The sequence below is a fragment of the Roseococcus sp. GW821-FHT12F05 genome, assembly GCF_058806835.1.
Map to the genome: position 1 here is coordinate 675,836 of NZ_JBXAQB010000001.1, position 16,618 is coordinate 692,453.

Genomic DNA, 16,618 nt, shown 5'->3' on the forward strand with positions numbered 1-16,618 from the left:
CCCGTTGTCCATCCGCGCGGCGCGGTCCATCTTCCCGCGCAATTAACCATGGAGGGAACGATGTTCGGACGCAGGAGCCTGCTGGCAGGCGGCGCAAGCCTCGCGACCATTGGCGCGGCGCAGGCTGCCTGGGAGCCGGCGCGGCCGATCCAGATCATCGTGGGCTTCGCGCCCGGCGGCGGTGCCGACCTCGCGGCCCGTGCAGCCGGCGAGGCCTCGACGCCCTTCTTCCCGACCGCGCTCGTGGTGGTGAACCGGCCCGGCGCCGGCGGCGCGATCGCCGCGCAGGCCGTGGCGGGCATGGTACCCGACGGGCTGAACCTCCTGGTCGGCGGTGGCAGCGAGAGCACGTCCCTGCCCGCCTTCCGCGACGTGCCCTACGACCCCAAGCGCTCCTTCCGGGCAGTGATTCGCCTGACGCGCCAGCCGCTGCTGATCGTGGCCAAGCGCGGCGGCCGCTTCACCGACATCCGCCAGGCCGTCGAGGCCGCGAAGGCCAATCCGGGCGCGATCCCGCACGCCTCCTCGGGCATCGGCTCCATCTACCACGCCGTCTTCGTGCTGCTGCAGCAGGCGGCGGGCGTGGAGTTCCTGCACATCCCCTTCACCGGCGGCGCGCCCTCGCTGGCGGCGCTGATGTCCAACACGGTGGAGCTCGCCGTGCTGGCGCCGGAGGAGATGGCCGGCCTGTCCAGTGCCGGCGAGGTCGTGCCTCTGGCCGTCGCCTCCGAGGCGCGCCTGCCGCCCTTCCCCAATGTCCCCACCCTGAAGGAGTGCGGCTGGAACGTGCTCGTCGAGAACATGAAGGGCCTGATCGCGCCGGCCGGCCTGCCGGACGAGATCTATGTCTCCCTGCACGACCGCTTCCGCCGCGGCATGCAGGCGCCGGCCTGGAACACCTTCCTCGAGCGCACCGGGGCGATGGACGGCTACCTGGACGGCCCGGGCTTCCAGGCGGCGATGGACGGGGTGCTCGATTCGCTCCGAGTCGCGGTGCGGCGATAGACGCTGCTACGCTTGCCTCCGCATCGATTGGGGAGGCACGAGTTTGACGGAATCAGCGCGAAGGCCGATCGCGAGCCGATCCTCCGGCTGGGCCATCGCGCTCGCCGCCCGGCTGGCGCGGGCGGGCGTCACGCCGAACAGCATCTCCGTGGCCTCGGTGGGCTTTGCCGCGATCGGCGGCGCGCTGATGCTGATGCCGCATCCGCTGGCCTGGATCGGCGCGGCGCTCTGCGTGCAGGCGCGGCTGGTGTGCAACCTGCTGGACGGCATGGTCGCCATCGAGGGCGGCATGAAGACCCCGACCGGCGCGCTCTACAACGAATTCCCCGACCGGATCGCCGACACGCTCTTCCTCGTGCCGCTGGGCTATGCGGCCGGCGCACCCTGGCTCGGCTGGGCCTGCGCGCTGCTCGCCGCGCTGACCGCCTATGTCCGCGTCTTCGGCGGATCGGTCGGGCTGCCGCAGGATTTTTCGGGGATCATGGCCAAGCAGCGCCGCATGGCCGCGCTCACCGCCGCGCTGGTGATCGCCGCGATCGAACTCCCCCTCTTCGGCACGCGCTGGGCGCTGCTGCTCTGCGGCTGGGTGATCGCGCTGGGCAGCCTCGTCACCTGCGTCACCCGCAGCCAGGGCATCGCGCGGGCGCTGGAGCGCGCATGACCTCACTGATCCGCCGGGCGCTGATCGTGCTGGTGCGCTTCCTCGTCGGCGCGCGCGCGGACTGGCGCGGCTGCGCGCCCGCGACGACCCAGCGCATCTACTTCGCCAACCACGGCAGCCATCTCGACACGGTCGCCGTCATGGCCGCGCTGCCCTGGCCCGTCAGGCGCCTCACCCATCCCGTCGCCGCGCGCGACTACTGGGGCCGCAACGCCGTGCTGCGCTGGATCGCGGAGACCGGGCTGCGGGCCGTGCTCATCGACCGCAAGCCGGTGCGCGGCGAGGACCCGCTCGGCCCCGCCGCCGCGGTGCTGGAGCGCGGCCGCTCCATCCTCATCTTCCCCGAGGGCACGCGCGGCACCGGCGAGGAGATGGGCCCCTTCCGCGGCGGGCTGCATCGCATCGCCGCACGCTTCCCCGAGGTGGAATTGATCCCGGTGCATCTGGACAACCTCCAGCGCATCCTGCCCAAGGGGAGCCTGCTGATCGTGCCGATCACCTGCACCGCGCGCTTCGGCGCGCCGATCCGGCTGGAGGTGGGCGAGGAGAAGGGCGCCTTCCTGCGGCGCGCGCGGCAGAGCGTCCTGGACCTCGTCGCATGAACGGCCCGCTGCTGCATGTCGTGGCGACGATCCTCACGATCCTCGTCGTCGCCTCCATCGCCGGCTTCGTGCTGGAGCGCCGCGCGAAGGACGAGAAAGCCGTCGCCACCGTGCGCAACCTCAACGCCCGCACGCGCTCCTGGTGGGTGATGGTGGCGGTGCTGGGCGGCGCCATCTGGGCGGGCGCGACGACGACCATCCTGCTCTTCGCGCTGCTCTCCTTCACGGCGCTGCGCGAGTTCTGGACGCTGACCCCCGCGCGGCGCGGCGACCAACTGGCGCTGTTCCTCTCCTTCTTCGTCGTTCTGCCGATCCACTACGCGCTGCTGCTGGATCGCTGGTACGGGCTGATGGCCATCTTCATCCCGGTCTACGCCTTCCTCATCCTGCCCGCGCTCAGCACGCTGGCCGGCGACGCGAAGGATTTTCTGGCCCGCAGCGCGAAGGTGCAGTGGGGGCTGATGCTCTGCGTCTACGCGGTGAGCCACGCGCCGGCGCTGCTGCTGCTCGACACGGGCGTGCCCTCGGCGCTGCTGCTGGTCTATCTGGTCGTGGTGGTGCAGCTCAGCGACGTGTTCCAGTACGTCTGGGGCAAGCTGATCGGCAAGCGCCGCTTCGCGCCGAACATCAGCCCGTCCAAGACACTGGAAGGCCTGATCGGCGGCGGGCTGACGGCGATCGGGATCGGCGTGCTGCTGCACGGGCTCACGCCCTTTTCGCCGCTGGAGGCGGCCGGCGTCTCGGCGGTGATCGTCACGGCCGGCTTCTTCGGCGGCTTCGTGCTCTCGGCGATCAAGCGCGATCTCGGCGCGAAGGACTGGGGCTATGTGATCGAGGGGCATGGCGGCGTGCTGGACCGCATCGACTCGCTGACCTTCGCGGCGCCGCTCTTCTTCCACATCGTCAGGTACTTCTGGACCGCCTAGAGAAGGGCGAGCGTCTTCTCGTCCTCGACGCCGCCGCAATGGCGGTCCAGCGCTTCGCGGAAGATGGCCTCGCCCGAGGTGTGCAGGAAGAGCGTCATGCTCGACCGGAACTTCTGGGCATCCACGGCGCCGAGGATGGCGTCGAGCGGCTTGCCCTTCACCTCCAGCACCGCCTGCGTGCATTCGCGCAGCCGTGGCCCGAGCAGCGGATGCGCGAGATAGGCGCGCACCTCCTCCAGCGAGGCGATGCCGTAGAACTGAGCGTTCGCGGAAAATCCCAACCCTGATATCTGCGGGAAGACGAACCACATCCAATGCGTGCGCTTGGCGCCGGCCTTCAGCTCGGCCAGCGCCGTCGCGTAGATCCCCTCCTGCGCGTCGACGAAGCGCTGGAGATCGTTCATCCCAACCGTCTCCGATACAGCGCGATCAGCCGCTCCCAGTGCCGCTCGGCGGCGGGCTTGTCGTAGCACCAGCGCTGCGGGAAGGCGAAGCCGTGATGCACCTCGGGGCTGATCTCCAGCTCGCCCTCCGCATCGGAGTCCTCGAGCAGCTTCTGCAGCTCCGCCACCATGGGCAGCGGCGCGAGCTCGTCATGCTCGGCGCAGGAGATGTAGAGCTCGGCCCGGCCCTGGCCCAGCGTCAGATGCGGGCTCTCCTCGGCATCGCTGATCAGCCAGGTGCCGTAGAAGGAGGCGGCCGCCGCGATCCGGCCCGGATAGCGCGCCGCGGCCGCCAGCGCGTAGGGCCCGCTCATGCAATAGCCGTGCACGCCGACGGGGCCGGGCTCCACTTCGGCCTGGGTGTCGAGGAAAGCGAGCATGTCGGCCACGTCGCGCATGACAGGCGGGATGGTCATCTTGGTGCGGACGGCGCGCATGCGGTCGCGCTCCGGGTCGCCCTTCACCAGCACACCCGGGCCGAACTTGGAATCGCGCCCGGCGCGGTAATAGAGGTTTGGCAGGAGGACATAGTAGCCGACGCTCGCCAGCCGCCGCGCCATGTCGTGCAGCTCCTCGCGGATGCCGGGCGCGTCCATCAGCATGAGCACTGCGGGGTAAGGCCCATCGCGTTCCGGCCTCACGATGAAGGTTTCCATCGCGCCGTCGCGCGTGGGGATGTCGAGCGTGTTTTCGAGCATGGACGTTCTCCTCGCCCTGGAGCCTAGGGCGAGGCGGTCCGTATGAGAACTCCTGGCGCGTGATTCAGATCCACGGCGCCTTCGCGCCGTGGATCACCACGCTTTCAGGCCGGGAAATTCGTCGAGGCGGCGAGATCGTGCCAACGCGCGACCTCCTCCTCCACCGAGCGGCTCTTGGCGGCGATGCGCGCCAGCGTGTCGGTGCCGAGCGGCAGCCGGACCGGCGGCTCCATGCTGTTCGCCAGCACGATCATGGCGTCAGCCAGCTTCGCGGGATCGCCGGGCTGGGCGTGGTTCGCCGCCGCCATGCGGCCGCGCCTGTCGCCGACGGTCTCAGCATAGTCCGCGATGGGCTGGGACACCTCCAGCGACTGCGCGTCGAGGAAGTCGGTGCGGAAGAAGCCCGGCTCCACCACCGTCGCCTTGATGCCCAGCGGGGCCAGTTCCTGGCTCAGCGCCTCGCTGATCCCCTCCACGGCGAACTTGGTCGCGCCGTAGACGCCCCAGCCGTGATAGGCCGCGTAGCCGCCGATCGAGGACATGCTGATCACATGGCCCGAGCGCTGGCGGCGCATTACCGGCAGCACGGCACGCGTCACCGCGAGCAGGCCGAAGACGTTGGTGGCGAAGAGACGCTCGACCTCCGGCCCGGTCGCCTCCTCGACGGCGGCGAGCAGCCCGTAGCCGGCATTGTTCACCAGCACGTCGATGCGGCCGAAGCGGGCGACGGCCGCCTCCACGGCGGATGTCGCCTCGTCCTCGCGCGTCACGTCGAGCCGCACGGCCAGCAGGCGTTCATGCTCACCGAGGCGCGCCGTGACGGTCTTCGGGTCACGGGCGGTGGCGACGACGTTGTCTCCCTCGGCCAGGGCGCGGGCGGCGATCAGCGCGCCGAAGCCGCGGGAGGCGCCGGTGATGAACCAGGTCTTCATGGGAAGTGTCCCTCTCGTCCGGCTCCGGGGCGGGATGCCCCGAAGCGATGGCGAGAGAGGTACTGCCGGCCGATCTACGGGATAATCGCACTTATCCTCGGCTCAATAATGAGCCTGGATCAGCAATCAGGCCGCCGCCTGCTCCAGGGTCGGCGCCACGTCGGAGAGCGTCACCCGCCTCATGTCGCGCTTGTAGGTCTTGTCGTCATAGGCGCGGCCGCGATGCATGGTGCAGCGGTTGTCCCAGACCACCAGGTCGCCGACCGCCCATTTGTGCGGGTAGACGAAGCGCGGCTGCGTCGCGAACTCCGTGAGATCGCGGATCAGCATCAGCGCCTCGGGCCGCGGCAGCCCGTGGATGCGTCCGATATGCGCCGAGAGGAAGACGCTGACGCGGCCCGAGCCCGCATGGCGCCGCACCAGCCGCTGCGGCACCGGTGCCCACATCTTCCGCTCCTCGCCCGTGTAGTTGTCGAAGCCGAGCTGCTCGCGCGAGTAGAGCAGCGAGTGGTCGCAGACATAATTGCGGATCTCGGCCTTCGTCCTGTCCGGCAGCGCGTCCCAGGCGGCGCGCATGTCGGCGAACTCGGTCTCGCCTCCCTCGGGCGGGATGCTGCGGGCATGCAGCATGGAGTACTTGGCCGGCGTCGCCTTGAAGCTGGAATCCGAGTGCCAGAGCCGGTTGCCCAGCGAGAAGAAGCGGCGCCGGTCGTCGGCGGCGAGAATCTCGCCCTTCTCGTCCAGGTTGGAGATGTCGTTGATCGCCGTGTTGGCGAGGCGCTGCTTGTGGACGTCGACCGTGGCGCGCGTGCCCTCGATGGGCCCGAAATTCTCGCCGAAGGCGGCCTGCTGCTCGTCGCTGATGTCCTGCGCCGGGAAGAGCAGCACGGCGTACCTGTCCATCGCGTCCTCGACCTCGCGGGCCTGCTCCGGCGTGAGCGGGCGGCGCAGGTCGGCCCCCTCGACGCGGGCGCCGAAGACGGGGGTCAGGGGCGTGTACGTGAACATCTTGGTCCTCCTTCGAATGTCATTGCGCCCGCACGTCGGCGGCGCGGATCACCTCGAGCCACTTGGCACGGTCGGCGGCGAGGCGCGTGGCGAGAACATCGGGCCCCTCGTACTGGGGCGTGAAGCCGACCTCCGTCAGGCGCTGGCGAAAACCCTCATCCAGCATGGCCTTGCGGATGGCGTCGTCCCAGCGGGCGATGACGGCCGCCGGCGTGGCGCGCGGGACGCAGAAGCCGAACCAGCCCGTCACCTCGAAGCCGGGCAGCGTGTCGGCGATGCGCGGCAGGTCGGGGAAGACCGGGAAGCGCGAGGGATCGCCCTGGGCCAGCAGCCGCACGGCGCCGGACTGCACCTGGCGGGTCATGTCGCCCAGGTTCGTCATCATGAAGTCGATGCGCCCCGCGATCAGGTCGACCAGGGCCGGGGCGGCGCCGCGATAGGGCACGTGCTGCATGGTCACGTTCGCCATGCGGTTCATCAGCTCGCCCGAAAGGTGCTGGGCCGAGCCGACGCCCGGGCTGCCGAAGCTGACGCCGCCGGGTCGCGCGCGGGCGGCGGCGAGGATGTCGGCGATGCTGCGGTAGGGGCTGCCGGGCGCCACCACCAGCCCGTAGGAGGAGAGCACGGCATTGGAGATGGGCACCAGCTCCACCCCCGCATCGACCAGGCCCAGGCCCGGCAGCTGCGCCGTGATGGACATTGTGCTCATGGGGCACTGGAAGGCGGTGTAGCCGTCGGGCGCGCTGCGGGCGACGAACTCAGCGCCGATCGCGCCGTTCACCCCCGGCCGGTTCTCGATGACGACGCGCTGGCCGAGGTCGGTCGAGATGGCATCGGCGATCATCCGCGCGATCGTGTCGGAGGAGCCGCCCGCCGCCTGGCCGACGACGATGCGGGGCGATCGTTCGGGGAATTGCGCGAAGGCGGGCGCAGCCGAGAGGACCGTCGCCAGCAGCGACAGCGCGAGACGCTTCATTCCGTTTCTCCTCCCAAGGAGAATTTCCGAAATGGTCCCGTTTGCTGCGCTGCGATGTCAAGCCCGCATTGCCGCCCGGCGCTCCGCGAGCAGGATCAGCAGCATCAAGGCGAGGCCCGTCCCCGCCATGGCGAGGATGGCCACGCGCGGACCGAAGGCGTCGGACAGCGCGCCGATGGTCAGCACGCCGGCGGGGCTCATACCGATGCAGGTGGTGACCAGCCCCAGCACGCGCGAGCGGATCTCGATCGGCGCGGTCGTCATCACCACCGAGGTCTGCATGGCGGCGAAGCGCGCGGTGCCGAGCCCACCCAGCGCCAGCAGCCCCCAGGCCAGGAGGTAGGCGTGGCTGAAGGCCGCCCCCATGACCAGCACCAGGAAGAGCAGCGACCCCACCACCAGCGGCGCCGTACCGGGCGGCGAGCGCCGGCCGAGCGCGATCCACAGCCCGCCGACCAGCGCGCCGAAGGGCTCGGCGGCGGCGAGCAGCCCGATCGCCGCGCCCGAGGCGGCGAAGGCGACGGCGCCGAAGGCCGGCAGGATGGCGCCGTAGCAGAAGGCGAAGACGTTCATCACCAGCGTCACCAGGATCACCATGCGCAGTGGCGGCGTCACCGCCACGAGCCGCGCGGCCTCGGCGATGCCGGCCAGCGTGCCACGCCCGGCCGTGCGCGCCGGCTTCGGCGGCGGCGTCACCCGGAGGACAAGGACCAGCGCCACGAGATGGAAGGCGCAGGCGATGCCGGCCGCAACGGGCAGGCCCACCCATTGGAACAGCGCGCCGCCCAGGAGCGGACCGATGGCGCGGGTGGTGCTGCCGGTCATGGTGTCGAGCGCGACGGCGGGGACGAGGTCCTCCGGCGGCGCGGCATCGGCCACCATCCGGCGGCGCGTCGCCATCTCACCGGCCCAGGCCAGCCCGGCCAGCAGCCCCTGCCCCATCAGGTGCCAGGGCGCGAGCCAGCCGAAGGCGGCCAGGACGGCCACGGTGCCCGCGCCGAAGGCCGAGCTCGACTGCAGGAAGACCAGCAGGCGCCGGCGGTCGAAGCGCTCGGCCAGCACGCCGGCCAGCGCACCCAACAGCAGCATGGGCAAGGCGCGCATCATGGCGACGGCGGCGACGGCCAGGGCGGAATGGGTGGCCTCGAAGGTCCAGAGCGAGGCGGCCAGCATCTCCAGCCAGCGCATGGCATTGGCGATGCTGCCGAGCAGCCAGAGGCGCCGGTAGTCCGGCGTGCGCAGCAGCCGCAGGATGGCGCTTCGAGGCTGGCCGGCGACCGGCCGCGCCCCAGCGCTCACGGCGGCGCCCGTCGAGCTCATCTGGTCGTTTCCACCCATGGTCGGGATGGATGGTAGGGCCGGACGGAAATGCGCCGCCAGACCGGGAGCCGGGAATAAATCCGCCTCGGGGCCGGTCTCCTCCATGCAACCCATGGAGTCTCCCATGACCGACGCCCCCGAATCCCGCCGCCACGCCCTGGAATGCATGCTCTGGGCCGGCAGCGGCCTGCTCTGGACCGTGGCCGGCGGCGTGCCGCGCTCCGTCCTGATCGGCAGCGCCGAGGCGCAGACTGCCACCGGCTTCACCTTCGCCCAGGTGAGCGACAGCCATCTCGGCTTCGCCAATCCGCTCTACAGCGACGTCGCCTCCACCACCGCCGAGGCCGTCGCCAGGCTGAAGTCGGAGGGTCCGGCGCCCTCGCTGCTGCTGCACACCGGCGACCTGACGCATCTCTCCCGCCGCGCCGAGTTCGACGCCGCCCAGCAGATCTTCGGCAGCACCGGCCTCGAGACGCGCTACGTCCCCGGCGAGCACGACGTCCTCGACGATGACGGCAAGGCCTTCTACGAGCGCTTCGGCCGCGGCGCCGGGCCCAACGGCTGGACCAGCTTCGACGCCGGCGGGATCCATTTCATCGGGCTGAACAACGTCGTGAACCTGCAGGCCGGCGGCCTCGGCCAGCTCGGCGCCGAGCAGCTCCGCTTCCTGGAGCGCGACCTCGCCGACAGGAGCTCCAGCACGCCGATCGTCGTCTTCGCGCATATCCCGCTCTGGACGGTCTACCAGCCCTGGGGCTGGGGCACGGAGGATGCGGAGCAGGCGTTGCGGCTGCTGGCGCGCTTCGGCTCGGTGACGGTGCTGAACGGGCACATCCACCAGATCCTCCAGAAGGTGGAGGGGCACGTCGCCTTTCACACGGCGCGCTCCACCGCCTTCCCGCAACCGGCGCCGGGCAGCGCGCCCTCGCCAGGGCCGGTGCGCGACCTGCCGGCGGGGCGGCTGCGGGGCGTGCTCGGCGTGACGCGGGTCACGCGGGTGCAAGGCACCGCGCCGCTCGCCATCATCGACACCCCGCTGGGCGCCTGAACCCATGGTCTGGAATCGGAGGGCGCTCCTGGTGGGGGGCATGGCGACGCTCGCGCAGCGCGCGGGGGCCGCGACGGCGACGGTCGTGATCGACGACTTCGCCTTCACGCCGTCCGTGCTGCGCGTTCCGGCCGGCACGACGGTGGTCTGGGAGAACCGCGACAGCTCGCCGCACAATATCCTGAGCCGGGAGACGCCCCGGACCATCCGCTCTCCGGCGCTCGCCACGGGCGAGCGCTTCGAGCTCACCTTCGCGACGCCCGGCACGCGCAACTACTTCTGCGGCCTGCATCCGCATATGCAGGGCGTGGTGATCGTGGAATGAGCGCCGAGACCCATGATCCGCGCACGCGGGCGCTGCACTGGATCAGCCTGGTCCTGCTGGTGGTGATCCTGCTGGCGGTCTGGTGGCCGGAGGACGAGGGGTCGGAGACGGCCTATGCCTGGCGCATCCTGGTCCATCGCTCGGCGGGACTGCTGCTGCTCGCACTGACGATCCTGCGGCTGGGGGCGCGGTTCCTGCTGCGCGCGCCGCCGCTGCCGGCCGGGCTGCATCCGCTCCAGCGCCTCGCCGCGCGGGCCAATGTCGCCGCGATTTATGCGGTGCTGATCGCTCAGCCCATTCTCGGCCTGATCCACAGCCAGGCCGAGGGTGATCGCGTGAGCTTCCTCGGCCTCTTCGACCTCCCCGCCCTCGTCGACCGCAACCGGTCCCTGGCGCGCGCGGCCATCGAGTGGCACGAAAGAACGGCGATTCTGCTGCTGGTCCTGATCGGCCTGCATATCGCGGCGGCACTCTACCATCACCATGTCAGGCGGGACGGCGTGCTCGCCTCCATGTGGCCTGGCCTGCGCCGCGATTCGTGAGGGAGGCGTTGCGCGCATGACACCGCCGGGCTTCGAGCAGGCGCTTCTCGCCAATCTCGATGCCGCGCACAACCTCGCGCGGTGGCTGCTGCGCGACCCCGCAGCGGCCGAGGACGTGGTGCAGGATTCCGTGCTGCGCGCCATCCGCTACGCGGAGAGCTGGCGCGGCGGCGACGGCCGCGCCTGGCTGCTGCAGATCGTGCGCAATACCGCGCACGACTGGCTCGCCGCCCGTCGCGACCGGCAGGAGACCGACCCGGCTTCGCTCGACGTGCTGGCCGACCCCGCGCCCGACCCGGAGGCCATGCTGGCCGGCCGCCAGGAGCAGGACGGGCTCGCCGCCATGGTGGCCGTGCTGCCCACGGAGCTGCGCGAATGCCTCGTCCTGCGGGAATTCGAGGAGCTCTCCTACCGCGACATCGCCCGTGTCACGGGCGTGCCCGTCGGCACGGTGATGTCGCGGCTGTGGCGTGCGCGACGGGCGCTGATGTCGGCGCGCGCCGAAAGGATCAAGGCATGACCGAGGATTGCGAACGCCATCGCCTGATGCTCCAGGCCGAGCACGACGGCGAGCTGGACGCCGCGCATGTGGCCGAGCTCGAGCGGCATCTGGCGGAATGCCCGAACTGTGCCGCCGCCCGCGCGGAGCTTTCCGCGCTCTCTCGCCGGCTACGGGCGGAGGTGCCTTACCACACGGCGCCGCCCGCATTGCGCGCGCTGGTCGAGACACAGCTCGGCCGGAAGCCGGCGCCGGTGGCACGGATCAACCCGGTGCGACGGCACGCGACGGGCGTGGCGCTCGGCTTCGCCATGGCGGCGGGCCTCGCGCTGGTGCTGCTGCCGATGCGCGGCCCCGACATCGGCGACCAGGTGGTGGCCAGCCACATCCGCGCGCTCCAGGCCTCGCACCTGGTGGACGTCGCCTCCTCCGACCAGCACACGGTGAAGCCCTGGTTCGACGGCAAGCTCGACTACGCGCCGCCGCTGCGCGACCTCGCCGCGCAGGGCTTCCCGCTGGAGGGCGGACGGCTCGACTATGTGGATGGGCGGCCGGTCTCGGCGCTGGTCTACCGGCGCGCGCGGCACGCCATCAACCTTTTCGTCTGGCCGGCGGCGAGCCATCGCGGACGCGAGCCCTCCTCGCGCGTGGTGAATGGCTACAACATCGTGCGATGGAGCGAGGGCGACATGGCCTTCTGGGCGGTGTCGGACGTGAATCAGGCCGAATTGGACGAATTCGTGCGGCTCTGGCGGGCGGCGCGTTAGACGTAAAGCTTCCGTCAACCCATCACCCGCCATTCTCCCTCGGTCAGAGGCGGGATCGACATGGACGGCTTCCAACATCGCGGCGACGCGCCGCAGGAGAGCGAGGCGACGCCCGAGCGCGTCCTGGCGCTGGCCGACCGCGCGGCGGCGGTCGCGGCCGCCAAGGTCCGCGGCATCCACGACATCACCAAGCAGACGCGCATCCTGGCCCTCAACGCCACCATCGAGGCCGCCCGCGCCGGCGAGGCGGGGCGCGGCTTCGCGGTCGTCGCCGGCGAGGTGAAGTCCGTGGCCGCCGAGGTCGCGCGGCTCTCCGCCGAGATGGAGAGCGAGTTGCGCGACGCCTTCGCCGCCCTGCGCGCCGTCGGCCTGCGCATGGGCGAGGAGGTGCGCGGCCAGCGGCTGGTCGACCTCGCGCTCAACGCCATCGAGATCATCGACCGCAACCTCTACGAGCGCACCTGCGACGTGCGCTGGTGGGCCACCGATGCCGCCGTGGTCGAGGCCGCGGCCGAGCCCGCGCCGGAGCGGCTGGCGCATGCGACGCGGCGGCTCGGCATCATCCTCGGCGCCTATACGGTCTATCTCGACCTCTGGCTCTGCGACCTCGACGGCCGCGTGATCGCGCATGGGCGACCGGACCGCTATCCCGGCGTGGTGGGCGTGGACGTCTCGCGCGAGATCTGGTTCCGCGACGCGCTGGCCTCGGCAAGCGGCGACGATTTTTCCGTCGCGGATGTCGCGCGCTGCGCCGGCCTGTCCAACGCGCCCGTCGCCACCTACGCAGCCGCGGTGCGCGAGGGCGGCGAGGCCAAGGGCCGGCCGATCGGCGTGCTCGGCATCCATTTCGACTGGGAGCCGCAGGCGCAGGCCGTGGTCAGGGGCGTTCGCCTCACCCCGGGCGAAGCGGCGCGCACGCGCGTGCTGCTGGTGGACGGCGCAGGACGCGTGCTGGCCGCCTCGGACGGAGCCGGGGCGCTGGAGGAGGTGCTGCCGGTGGCGCTGCGCGGGCGCGATTCCGGCTGTGATCGGGACGAGAAGGGGCGCACCACCGCCTTTCACCGGACGCCGGGATACGAGACCTATCAGGGGCTGGGCTGGTACGGCGTGCTGGTGCAGGCGTAGCGAGAGGGCTCCGCCCTCTCGCGCTCTCCCGCCAGGGACTCAGGTCCCTGGACCCTCGCACTTAAAGAGTTCGGATTGGCTGGCCCGCCAGGAAGGCCAGCACGTCCTCCAGCGCGTCGCGGTAGCGCGCCAGAAAATTCTCGCGCGTGCGGCCGCCGATATGCGCCGTCAGAAGCGTATTGGGCAGCTTGCGCAGCGCATGGTCGGCCGGCAGCGGCTCACGGTCGAAGACGTCGAGGCCCGCGCCAGCGATCATGCCGCGCCGGAGCGCCTGGATCAGCGCCTCCTCGTCCACGATGGGGCCGCGCGAGGTGTTGATGAGGAGCGCGTCGGGTTTCATCGCACCGATCTCGTCGCGTCCCACCAGCCCACGCGTGCGCGCGCTCAGCCGCATGTGGATGCTGACCACGTCGGACCGCGCGAAGAGCTCGCCCTTCGTGGCCAGCCGCACGCCGACCTCCGCGCAGCGCGCGGCGGTCAGGTTCTCGCTCCAGGCGATCACCTCCATGCCGAAGGCCAGCCCCACCCGCGCGAGACCTTCGCCAAGCTTGCCCAGCCCGAGCACGCCGAGCGTCCGCCCGGTCAGGCCACGCCCGAGCCCCGCGCCCCAGCCGCCGCTCCGGATCGTCCGGTCCTCGGCGGGAATGTGCTTCACGAGGCCGAGGATGAGGCCCCAGGCCAGCTCCACCGTCGCCATCTCGAGGCCCAGCGTCGTCCCGCAGACCGTCACGCCCCGCGCGGCCAGCGCCGGCAGGTCGAGCGCGGCGTTGCTGGAGCCATGCGTCACCAGCAGCTTCAGTTTCGGAAGCCGGGCCAGCAGCGCGGCATCGAAGCGAGTCTCCTCGCGCGAGGTCACGACCATGTCGCAATCGGCGAGCAAGGCGGGCGCCTCGGCATCGCTCACGCGGCCGTGCAGGCTGAGCGTCACGCCGGCCGGCAGGCGCGACCAGTCGGCCGCCTCGCGTGCGAGGCCGTGATAGTCGTTGATGATGGCGAGGCGCATCAGGAGGGCTGCAGTCCCGCGAGCTGGGCCGCGCGCCGCGCCTTCACCAGCTCCTCGCGCAGGAAGGTGGCGAAGCCTTCGGGCGTCTGCTGCGTGGCGCTGCCCGGAATGGCGCCGACCTCCGAGACGCGCGAGATCACCGCGGGCTCGGCCATCGTTGCGGCGAATCCCCTTTGCAGGGCCGAGAAGACATCAGCCGGCGTGCCCGTGGGCGCCAGCAGGCCGCCGTAGCTGCCGGCGGTGAAACCTGGGAAGCCGGCCTGGTCGAAGGTCTGCACGCCCTGGAGCAGCGGGAAAGGTTCGGGTGTCGCGATGGCGATGATGGGCGCCTGCCGGTCACGGTGCAGCGGCAGGGCCGAGGGCAGCTCGACGAAGGCCGCGTCCACCGTGCCGCTGATGAGGTCGGGGATCATCGCGCTGCCGCCCCGATAGGGCACGTGCTGCGCGCGGACGTTCGCCGCCGCGAGGATCAGCTCCAGCGCGAGGTGCCCCGCGCTGCCCTGGCCCGGCGTCGCCACCGTGATCTCGCCGGGACGCGCGCGCATGAGCGCCACGAACTCCGTCATGTTGCGCACCGGCACCTTGGTGCTGACCTGGCAGACCATCGGCAGGATGCCCACCATGCCGACGGGGAGAAAATCGCGCTCGACGTCGTAGGGGATGCGCGCCATCAACACGGGATTCGCGGTCAGCGGCCCGCCCGCGCCGAAGAGCAGCGTGTAGCCGTCCGGTGCCGAGCGCGCGACGAACTCCGCCCCCACGCTGCCGCCGGCGCCGGTGCGGTTCTCGACGACCATGGGCTGGCCCAGCCGCTCTCCCATGCGCTGCGTGAGGATGCGGCCGAGGATGTCGGTGTTCCCGCCGGCGGCGAAGGGCACGATCACGCGGATCGGCTTGTCGGGATAGGCGGCCCGTGCGGCGCGCGGCAGCAGCGCCAGGGCGGGCGCAGCGAGGGTGGCCTGCAGCAGCAGTCGGCGTGATCTCATCGGATGTCTCCCTGCCCGGCGTCTCCGGCCGGTGCATCTCCGTATGATGACGCCCGGATCGCGGCGCGCACAAGCCGGCTTGCCGCGATGCAGGACCTGGACCAGCATCCGGGCGAAGTGCTGCGAGGCCGATTTCACGCTTCAGGCAAGCGCCTGAAGCGATCGGGCTCGATGGGGAGAGACGATGATGGAACAGCGGCGATTGGGTCGGACGGGGATTTCCGTCTCGGTGCTCGGCTACGGATGCGGCGCCATCGGCGGGTTGATGGTCAAGGGCAGCGAGGCCGAGCAGGACCGCGCCATCGGCCGCGCGCTCGACCACGGCATCACCTATTTCGACACGGCCTATGCCTATGGCGACGGCGTGTCCGAGCGGAACCTCGGGCGCGCGCTGAAGAAGCTGGGCGCGAAGCCGGTGGTGGGCACGAAGGTCCGCATCTACGACCCGCAGCGCGGCGACATCGCCGGTACCATCGCCTCCTCGCTGGAGGGCAGCCTGCAGCGGCTCGGGATGGAAAGCGTGGACCTCTTCCAGTTGCACAACCCGATCACCGCAGCCGGCGAGAAGCCGGCCTTCACGCCGGAGCAGATCCTCGGCGAGGCGGTGCCGATGCTGCAAAAGCTCCAAAAGGAAGGAAAATTCCGCTTCTACGGCATCACCGGCCTCGGCGACGCACCGGCGCTGCGGCAGGTGTTGGACGAGGGCGGCTTCGCCACGGCGCAGATGCCCTACAACCTGCTCCAGCCGAGCGGCGTGGTCGCGGGCTCCGCGACGCCCGATCTCGGGGGCGTGATCGCGCATGCGGCGTCGAAGGATGTGGGCGTGATCGCCATCCGCATCCTGGCCGGCGGCGCGCTCAGTGGCACGGAGGCACGGCACGCCTATGGCGCGCCGAAGGTGGAGCCTATCGCCTCCGGCGACAGCTACGCGGCCGACGTGCAGGCCGCGCTGAAGCTGAAGCCGCTGGTGGAGGCCGGCCATGCCGCCGATCTCGTGGAGCTGGCGCTGCGCTACGCCATCGGGCCGCGCGAGATCAGCACCGTGCTGGTCGGCACCTCGGGCCTGGACGAGCTCGACCACGCGGTGGCGTCGGTGAACAAGGGGCCGCTGCCGGAGGCGGCGCTGGCGATGCTGCAATCGCTGCGCGGCTGAGGAAACCCATCCGCGACGGGAAGGTTTTTGGGTCATGAAGCGCTACACCAAGCAGGACTTCCCCGTCGAGAACACCCGGCGCCATCTGGAGCCGGGGCCGATCGTGCTGGTCAGCTCCGCCTGGAAGGGCGAGACCAACATCATGACCATGGGCTGGCACATGATGCTGGGTTTCTCGCCCGCGCTCTTCGGCTGCTACATCTGGGACGCCAACCACAGCTACGAGCTGGTCCGCCGCTCGAAGGAGTGCGTGATCAACGTGCCGGAGGTCCATCTGCTGGACACGGTGATCCGCATCGGTAACAGCACCGGTGGCGACCTCGACAAGTTCGAGGAGTTCGGCCTGACCGCCGATCCCGCGGAGAAGGTCGGAGCGCCGCTGATCCGCGAGTGCTATGCGAATTTCGAGTGCCGCCTTCACGACGCGAAGCTCATCCGCAAGTACGGCATCTTCGTCTGGGAGGTGGTGAAGGCGCATGTCGCGAAATCGCCGAAGAATCCCAAGACGGTGCATTACCGCGGCGACGCGGAATTCATGGTGGCCGGCGAGGCGGTGAAGCGGCCGAAGCTGTTCAAGAGCGGCAATCTGTAAGGAGGCG

At 70.9% G+C, this 16,618-nt stretch carries 20 protein-coding genes; 12 read left to right on the forward strand and 8 right to left on the reverse strand.

All coding sequences use genetic code 11. The annotated features are described in order from the left end of the window. The first annotated feature begins 60 nt into the window (after positions 1-60). The 4 genes from AC1ROY_RS03410 to AC1ROY_RS03425 are packed head-to-tail and all read left to right on the forward strand — an operon-like array spanning position 61 to position 3,194. Positions 61-1,005, forward strand: coding sequence for a Bug family tripartite tricarboxylate transporter substrate binding protein (locus tag AC1ROY_RS03410; RefSeq protein WP_493147115.1), 945 nt, complete (start codon positions 61-63; stop codon positions 1,003-1,005). Positions 1,006-1,048: 43 nt separating this feature from the next. Further along, the gene (locus AC1ROY_RS03415; RefSeq protein ID WP_493147116.1) at positions 1,049-1,666 is read left to right on the forward strand and encodes a CDP-alcohol phosphatidyltransferase family protein; all 618 of its coding nucleotides are present in this window, start codon (positions 1,049-1,051) and stop codon (positions 1,664-1,666) included. After that, on the forward strand, positions 1,663-2,268 hold the full coding sequence (locus AC1ROY_RS03420; RefSeq protein WP_493147118.1) for a lysophospholipid acyltransferase family protein: 606 nt from the start codon (positions 1,663-1,665) through the stop codon (positions 2,266-2,268). The genes AC1ROY_RS03415 and AC1ROY_RS03420 overlap by 4 nt, the downstream gene beginning before the upstream one ends. Beyond that, positions 2,265-3,194 (forward strand): phosphatidate cytidylyltransferase, encoded by a 930-nt coding sequence (locus AC1ROY_RS03425; RefSeq protein WP_493147120.1) that lies wholly within the window; start codon positions 2,265-2,267, stop codon positions 3,192-3,194. Before AC1ROY_RS03420 ends, AC1ROY_RS03425 begins: the two co-directional genes overlap by 4 nt. Here AC1ROY_RS03425 and AC1ROY_RS03430 read toward each other — a convergent pair. From AC1ROY_RS03430 to AC1ROY_RS03455, 6 genes are all read right to left on the reverse strand, one after another. Next, positions 3,191-3,598: a DUF1810 domain-containing protein gene (locus AC1ROY_RS03430; RefSeq protein ID WP_493147121.1), complete on the reverse strand. Its 408-nt coding sequence runs from the start codon at positions 3,596-3,598 to the stop codon at positions 3,191-3,193. The genes AC1ROY_RS03425 and AC1ROY_RS03430 overlap by 4 nt on opposite strands. Continuing rightward, positions 3,595-4,335 carry a dienelactone hydrolase family protein gene (locus AC1ROY_RS03435; protein WP_493147123.1) on the reverse strand — a complete coding sequence of 247 codons (741 nt, stop codon included), beginning with the start codon at positions 4,333-4,335 and terminating at the stop codon, positions 3,595-3,597. The genes AC1ROY_RS03430 and AC1ROY_RS03435 overlap by 4 nt, the downstream gene beginning before the upstream one ends. 104 nt (positions 4,336-4,439) lie before the next feature. Beyond that, a complete protein-coding gene (locus AC1ROY_RS03440; protein ID WP_493147125.1) occupies positions 4,440-5,267 on the reverse strand; it encodes an oxidoreductase in 828 nt (275 codons plus the stop codon). 126 nt (positions 5,268-5,393) lie between these two features. Next, positions 5,394-6,275 carry a TauD/TfdA dioxygenase family protein gene (locus AC1ROY_RS03445; RefSeq protein WP_493147126.1) on the reverse strand — a complete coding sequence of 294 codons (882 nt, stop codon included), beginning with the start codon at positions 6,273-6,275 and terminating at the stop codon, positions 5,394-5,396. A 19-nt stretch (positions 6,276-6,294) separates the two neighbouring features. Continuing rightward, positions 6,295-7,251, reverse strand: a complete 957-nt coding sequence (locus AC1ROY_RS03450; protein WP_493147127.1) for a Bug family tripartite tricarboxylate transporter substrate binding protein — start codon at positions 7,249-7,251, stop codon at positions 6,295-6,297. Positions 7,252-7,308: 57 nt separating this feature from the next. Continuing rightward, on the reverse strand, positions 7,309-8,571 hold the full coding sequence (locus tag AC1ROY_RS03455; protein ID WP_493147129.1) for an MFS transporter: 1,263 nt from the start codon (positions 8,569-8,571) through the stop codon (positions 7,309-7,311). A gap of 124 nt (positions 8,572-8,695) precedes the next feature. Here AC1ROY_RS03455 and AC1ROY_RS03460 point away from each other — a divergent pair, with 124 nt between their 5' ends. Genes AC1ROY_RS03460 through AC1ROY_RS03485 form a run of 6 tightly spaced genes read left to right on the forward strand, consistent with a single transcriptional unit; the run spans position 8,696 to position 12,877 of the window. Next, positions 8,696-9,619: a metallophosphoesterase family protein gene (locus AC1ROY_RS03460; RefSeq protein ID WP_493147131.1), complete on the forward strand. Its 924-nt coding sequence runs from the start codon at positions 8,696-8,698 to the stop codon at positions 9,617-9,619. A 40-nt stretch (positions 9,620-9,659) separates the two neighbouring features. Further along, complete coding sequence (locus AC1ROY_RS03465; RefSeq protein ID WP_493147133.1) at positions 9,660-9,944, forward strand: cupredoxin domain-containing protein; 285 nt, start codon at positions 9,660-9,662, stop codon at positions 9,942-9,944. Further along, the gene (locus AC1ROY_RS03470) at positions 9,941-10,486 is read left to right on the forward strand and encodes a cytochrome b (protein ID WP_493147135.1); all 546 of its coding nucleotides are present in this window, start codon (positions 9,941-9,943) and stop codon (positions 10,484-10,486) included. Before AC1ROY_RS03465 ends, AC1ROY_RS03470 begins: the two co-directional genes overlap by 4 nt. 16 nt (positions 10,487-10,502) lie before the next feature. Further along, positions 10,503-11,006, forward strand: a complete 504-nt coding sequence (locus AC1ROY_RS03475; RefSeq protein WP_493147136.1) for a sigma-70 family RNA polymerase sigma factor — start codon at positions 10,503-10,505, stop codon at positions 11,004-11,006. After that, positions 11,003-11,752 carry an anti-sigma factor family protein gene (locus AC1ROY_RS03480; RefSeq protein ID WP_493147138.1) on the forward strand — a complete coding sequence of 250 codons (750 nt, stop codon included), beginning with the start codon at positions 11,003-11,005 and terminating at the stop codon, positions 11,750-11,752. Before AC1ROY_RS03475 ends, AC1ROY_RS03480 begins: the two co-directional genes overlap by 4 nt. A gap of 60 nt (positions 11,753-11,812) precedes the next feature. After that, positions 11,813-12,877 carry a cache domain-containing protein gene (locus AC1ROY_RS03485; RefSeq protein WP_493147139.1) on the forward strand — a complete coding sequence of 355 codons (1,065 nt, stop codon included), beginning with the start codon at positions 11,813-11,815 and terminating at the stop codon, positions 12,875-12,877. A 61-nt stretch (positions 12,878-12,938) separates the two neighbouring features. On the opposite strand, the gene AC1ROY_RS03490 is transcribed toward AC1ROY_RS03485, so the two are convergent. Both AC1ROY_RS03490 and AC1ROY_RS03495 read right to left on the reverse strand, forming a co-directional pair. Further along, complete coding sequence (locus AC1ROY_RS03490) at positions 12,939-13,880, reverse strand: D-2-hydroxyacid dehydrogenase family protein (protein WP_493147140.1); 942 nt, start codon at positions 13,878-13,880, stop codon at positions 12,939-12,941. Then, complete coding sequence (locus AC1ROY_RS03495) at positions 13,880-14,866, reverse strand: Bug family tripartite tricarboxylate transporter substrate binding protein (protein ID WP_493147142.1); 987 nt, start codon at positions 14,864-14,866, stop codon at positions 13,880-13,882. Before AC1ROY_RS03495 ends, AC1ROY_RS03490 begins: the two co-directional genes overlap by 1 nt. Before the next feature lie 202 nt (positions 14,867-15,068). On the opposite strand from AC1ROY_RS03495, the gene AC1ROY_RS03500 reads away from it, so the two are divergent. Further along, positions 15,069-16,019, forward strand: coding sequence for an aldo/keto reductase (locus AC1ROY_RS03500; RefSeq protein ID WP_493147143.1), 951 nt, complete (start codon positions 15,069-15,071; stop codon positions 16,017-16,019). 34 nt (positions 16,020-16,053) lie between these two features. After that, positions 16,054-16,611 carry a flavin reductase family protein gene (locus AC1ROY_RS03505; RefSeq protein WP_493147144.1) on the forward strand — a complete coding sequence of 186 codons (558 nt, stop codon included), beginning with the start codon at positions 16,054-16,056 and terminating at the stop codon, positions 16,609-16,611. The last annotated feature ends 7 nt before the right edge of the window (positions 16,612-16,618 follow it).

Excerpts from the sequence above, each read along its gene's own strand:
- AC1ROY_RS03410 (WP_493147115.1), top strand. The coding sequence starts at position 61 with ATGTTCGGACGCAGGAGCCTGCTGGCAGGCGGCGCAAGCCTCGCGACC.
- AC1ROY_RS03420 (WP_493147118.1), top strand. The coding sequence starts at position 1,663 with ATGACCTCACTGATCCGCCGGGCGCTGATCGTGCTGGTGCGCTTCCTC.
- AC1ROY_RS03425 (WP_493147120.1), top strand. The coding sequence starts at position 2,265 with ATGAACGGCCCGCTGCTGCATGTCGTGGCGACGATCCTCACGATCCTC.
- AC1ROY_RS03430 (WP_493147121.1), bottom strand. The coding sequence starts at position 3,598 with ATGAACGATCTCCAGCGCTTCGTCGACGCGCAGGAGGGGATCTACGCG.
- AC1ROY_RS03435 (WP_493147123.1), bottom strand. The coding sequence starts at position 4,335 with ATGCTCGAAAACACGCTCGACATCCCCACGCGCGACGGCGCGATGGAA.
- AC1ROY_RS03440 (WP_493147125.1), bottom strand. The coding sequence starts at position 5,267 with ATGAAGACCTGGTTCATCACCGGCGCCTCCCGCGGCTTCGGCGCGCTG.
- AC1ROY_RS03445 (WP_493147126.1), bottom strand. The coding sequence starts at position 6,275 with ATGTTCACGTACACGCCCCTGACCCCCGTCTTCGGCGCCCGCGTCGAG.
- AC1ROY_RS03450 (WP_493147127.1), bottom strand. The coding sequence starts at position 7,251 with ATGAAGCGTCTCGCGCTGTCGCTGCTGGCGACGGTCCTCTCGGCTGCG.
- AC1ROY_RS03455 (WP_493147129.1), bottom strand. The coding sequence starts at position 8,571 with ATGAGCTCGACGGGCGCCGCCGTGAGCGCTGGGGCGCGGCCGGTCGCC.
- AC1ROY_RS03460 (WP_493147131.1), top strand. The coding sequence starts at position 8,696 with ATGACCGACGCCCCCGAATCCCGCCGCCACGCCCTGGAATGCATGCTC.
- AC1ROY_RS03465 (WP_493147133.1), top strand. The coding sequence starts at position 9,660 with ATGGCGACGCTCGCGCAGCGCGCGGGGGCCGCGACGGCGACGGTCGTG.
- AC1ROY_RS03470 (WP_493147135.1), top strand. The coding sequence starts at position 9,941 with ATGAGCGCCGAGACCCATGATCCGCGCACGCGGGCGCTGCACTGGATC.
- AC1ROY_RS03475 (WP_493147136.1), top strand. The coding sequence starts at position 10,503 with ATGACACCGCCGGGCTTCGAGCAGGCGCTTCTCGCCAATCTCGATGCC.
- AC1ROY_RS03480 (WP_493147138.1), top strand. The coding sequence starts at position 11,003 with ATGACCGAGGATTGCGAACGCCATCGCCTGATGCTCCAGGCCGAGCAC.
- AC1ROY_RS03485 (WP_493147139.1), top strand. The coding sequence starts at position 11,813 with ATGGACGGCTTCCAACATCGCGGCGACGCGCCGCAGGAGAGCGAGGCG.
- AC1ROY_RS03490 (WP_493147140.1), bottom strand. The coding sequence starts at position 13,880 with ATGCGCCTCGCCATCATCAACGACTATCACGGCCTCGCACGCGAGGCG.
- AC1ROY_RS03495 (WP_493147142.1), bottom strand. The coding sequence starts at position 14,866 with ATGAGATCACGCCGACTGCTGCTGCAGGCCACCCTCGCTGCGCCCGCC.
- AC1ROY_RS03505 (WP_493147144.1), top strand. The coding sequence starts at position 16,054 with ATGAAGCGCTACACCAAGCAGGACTTCCCCGTCGAGAACACCCGGCGC.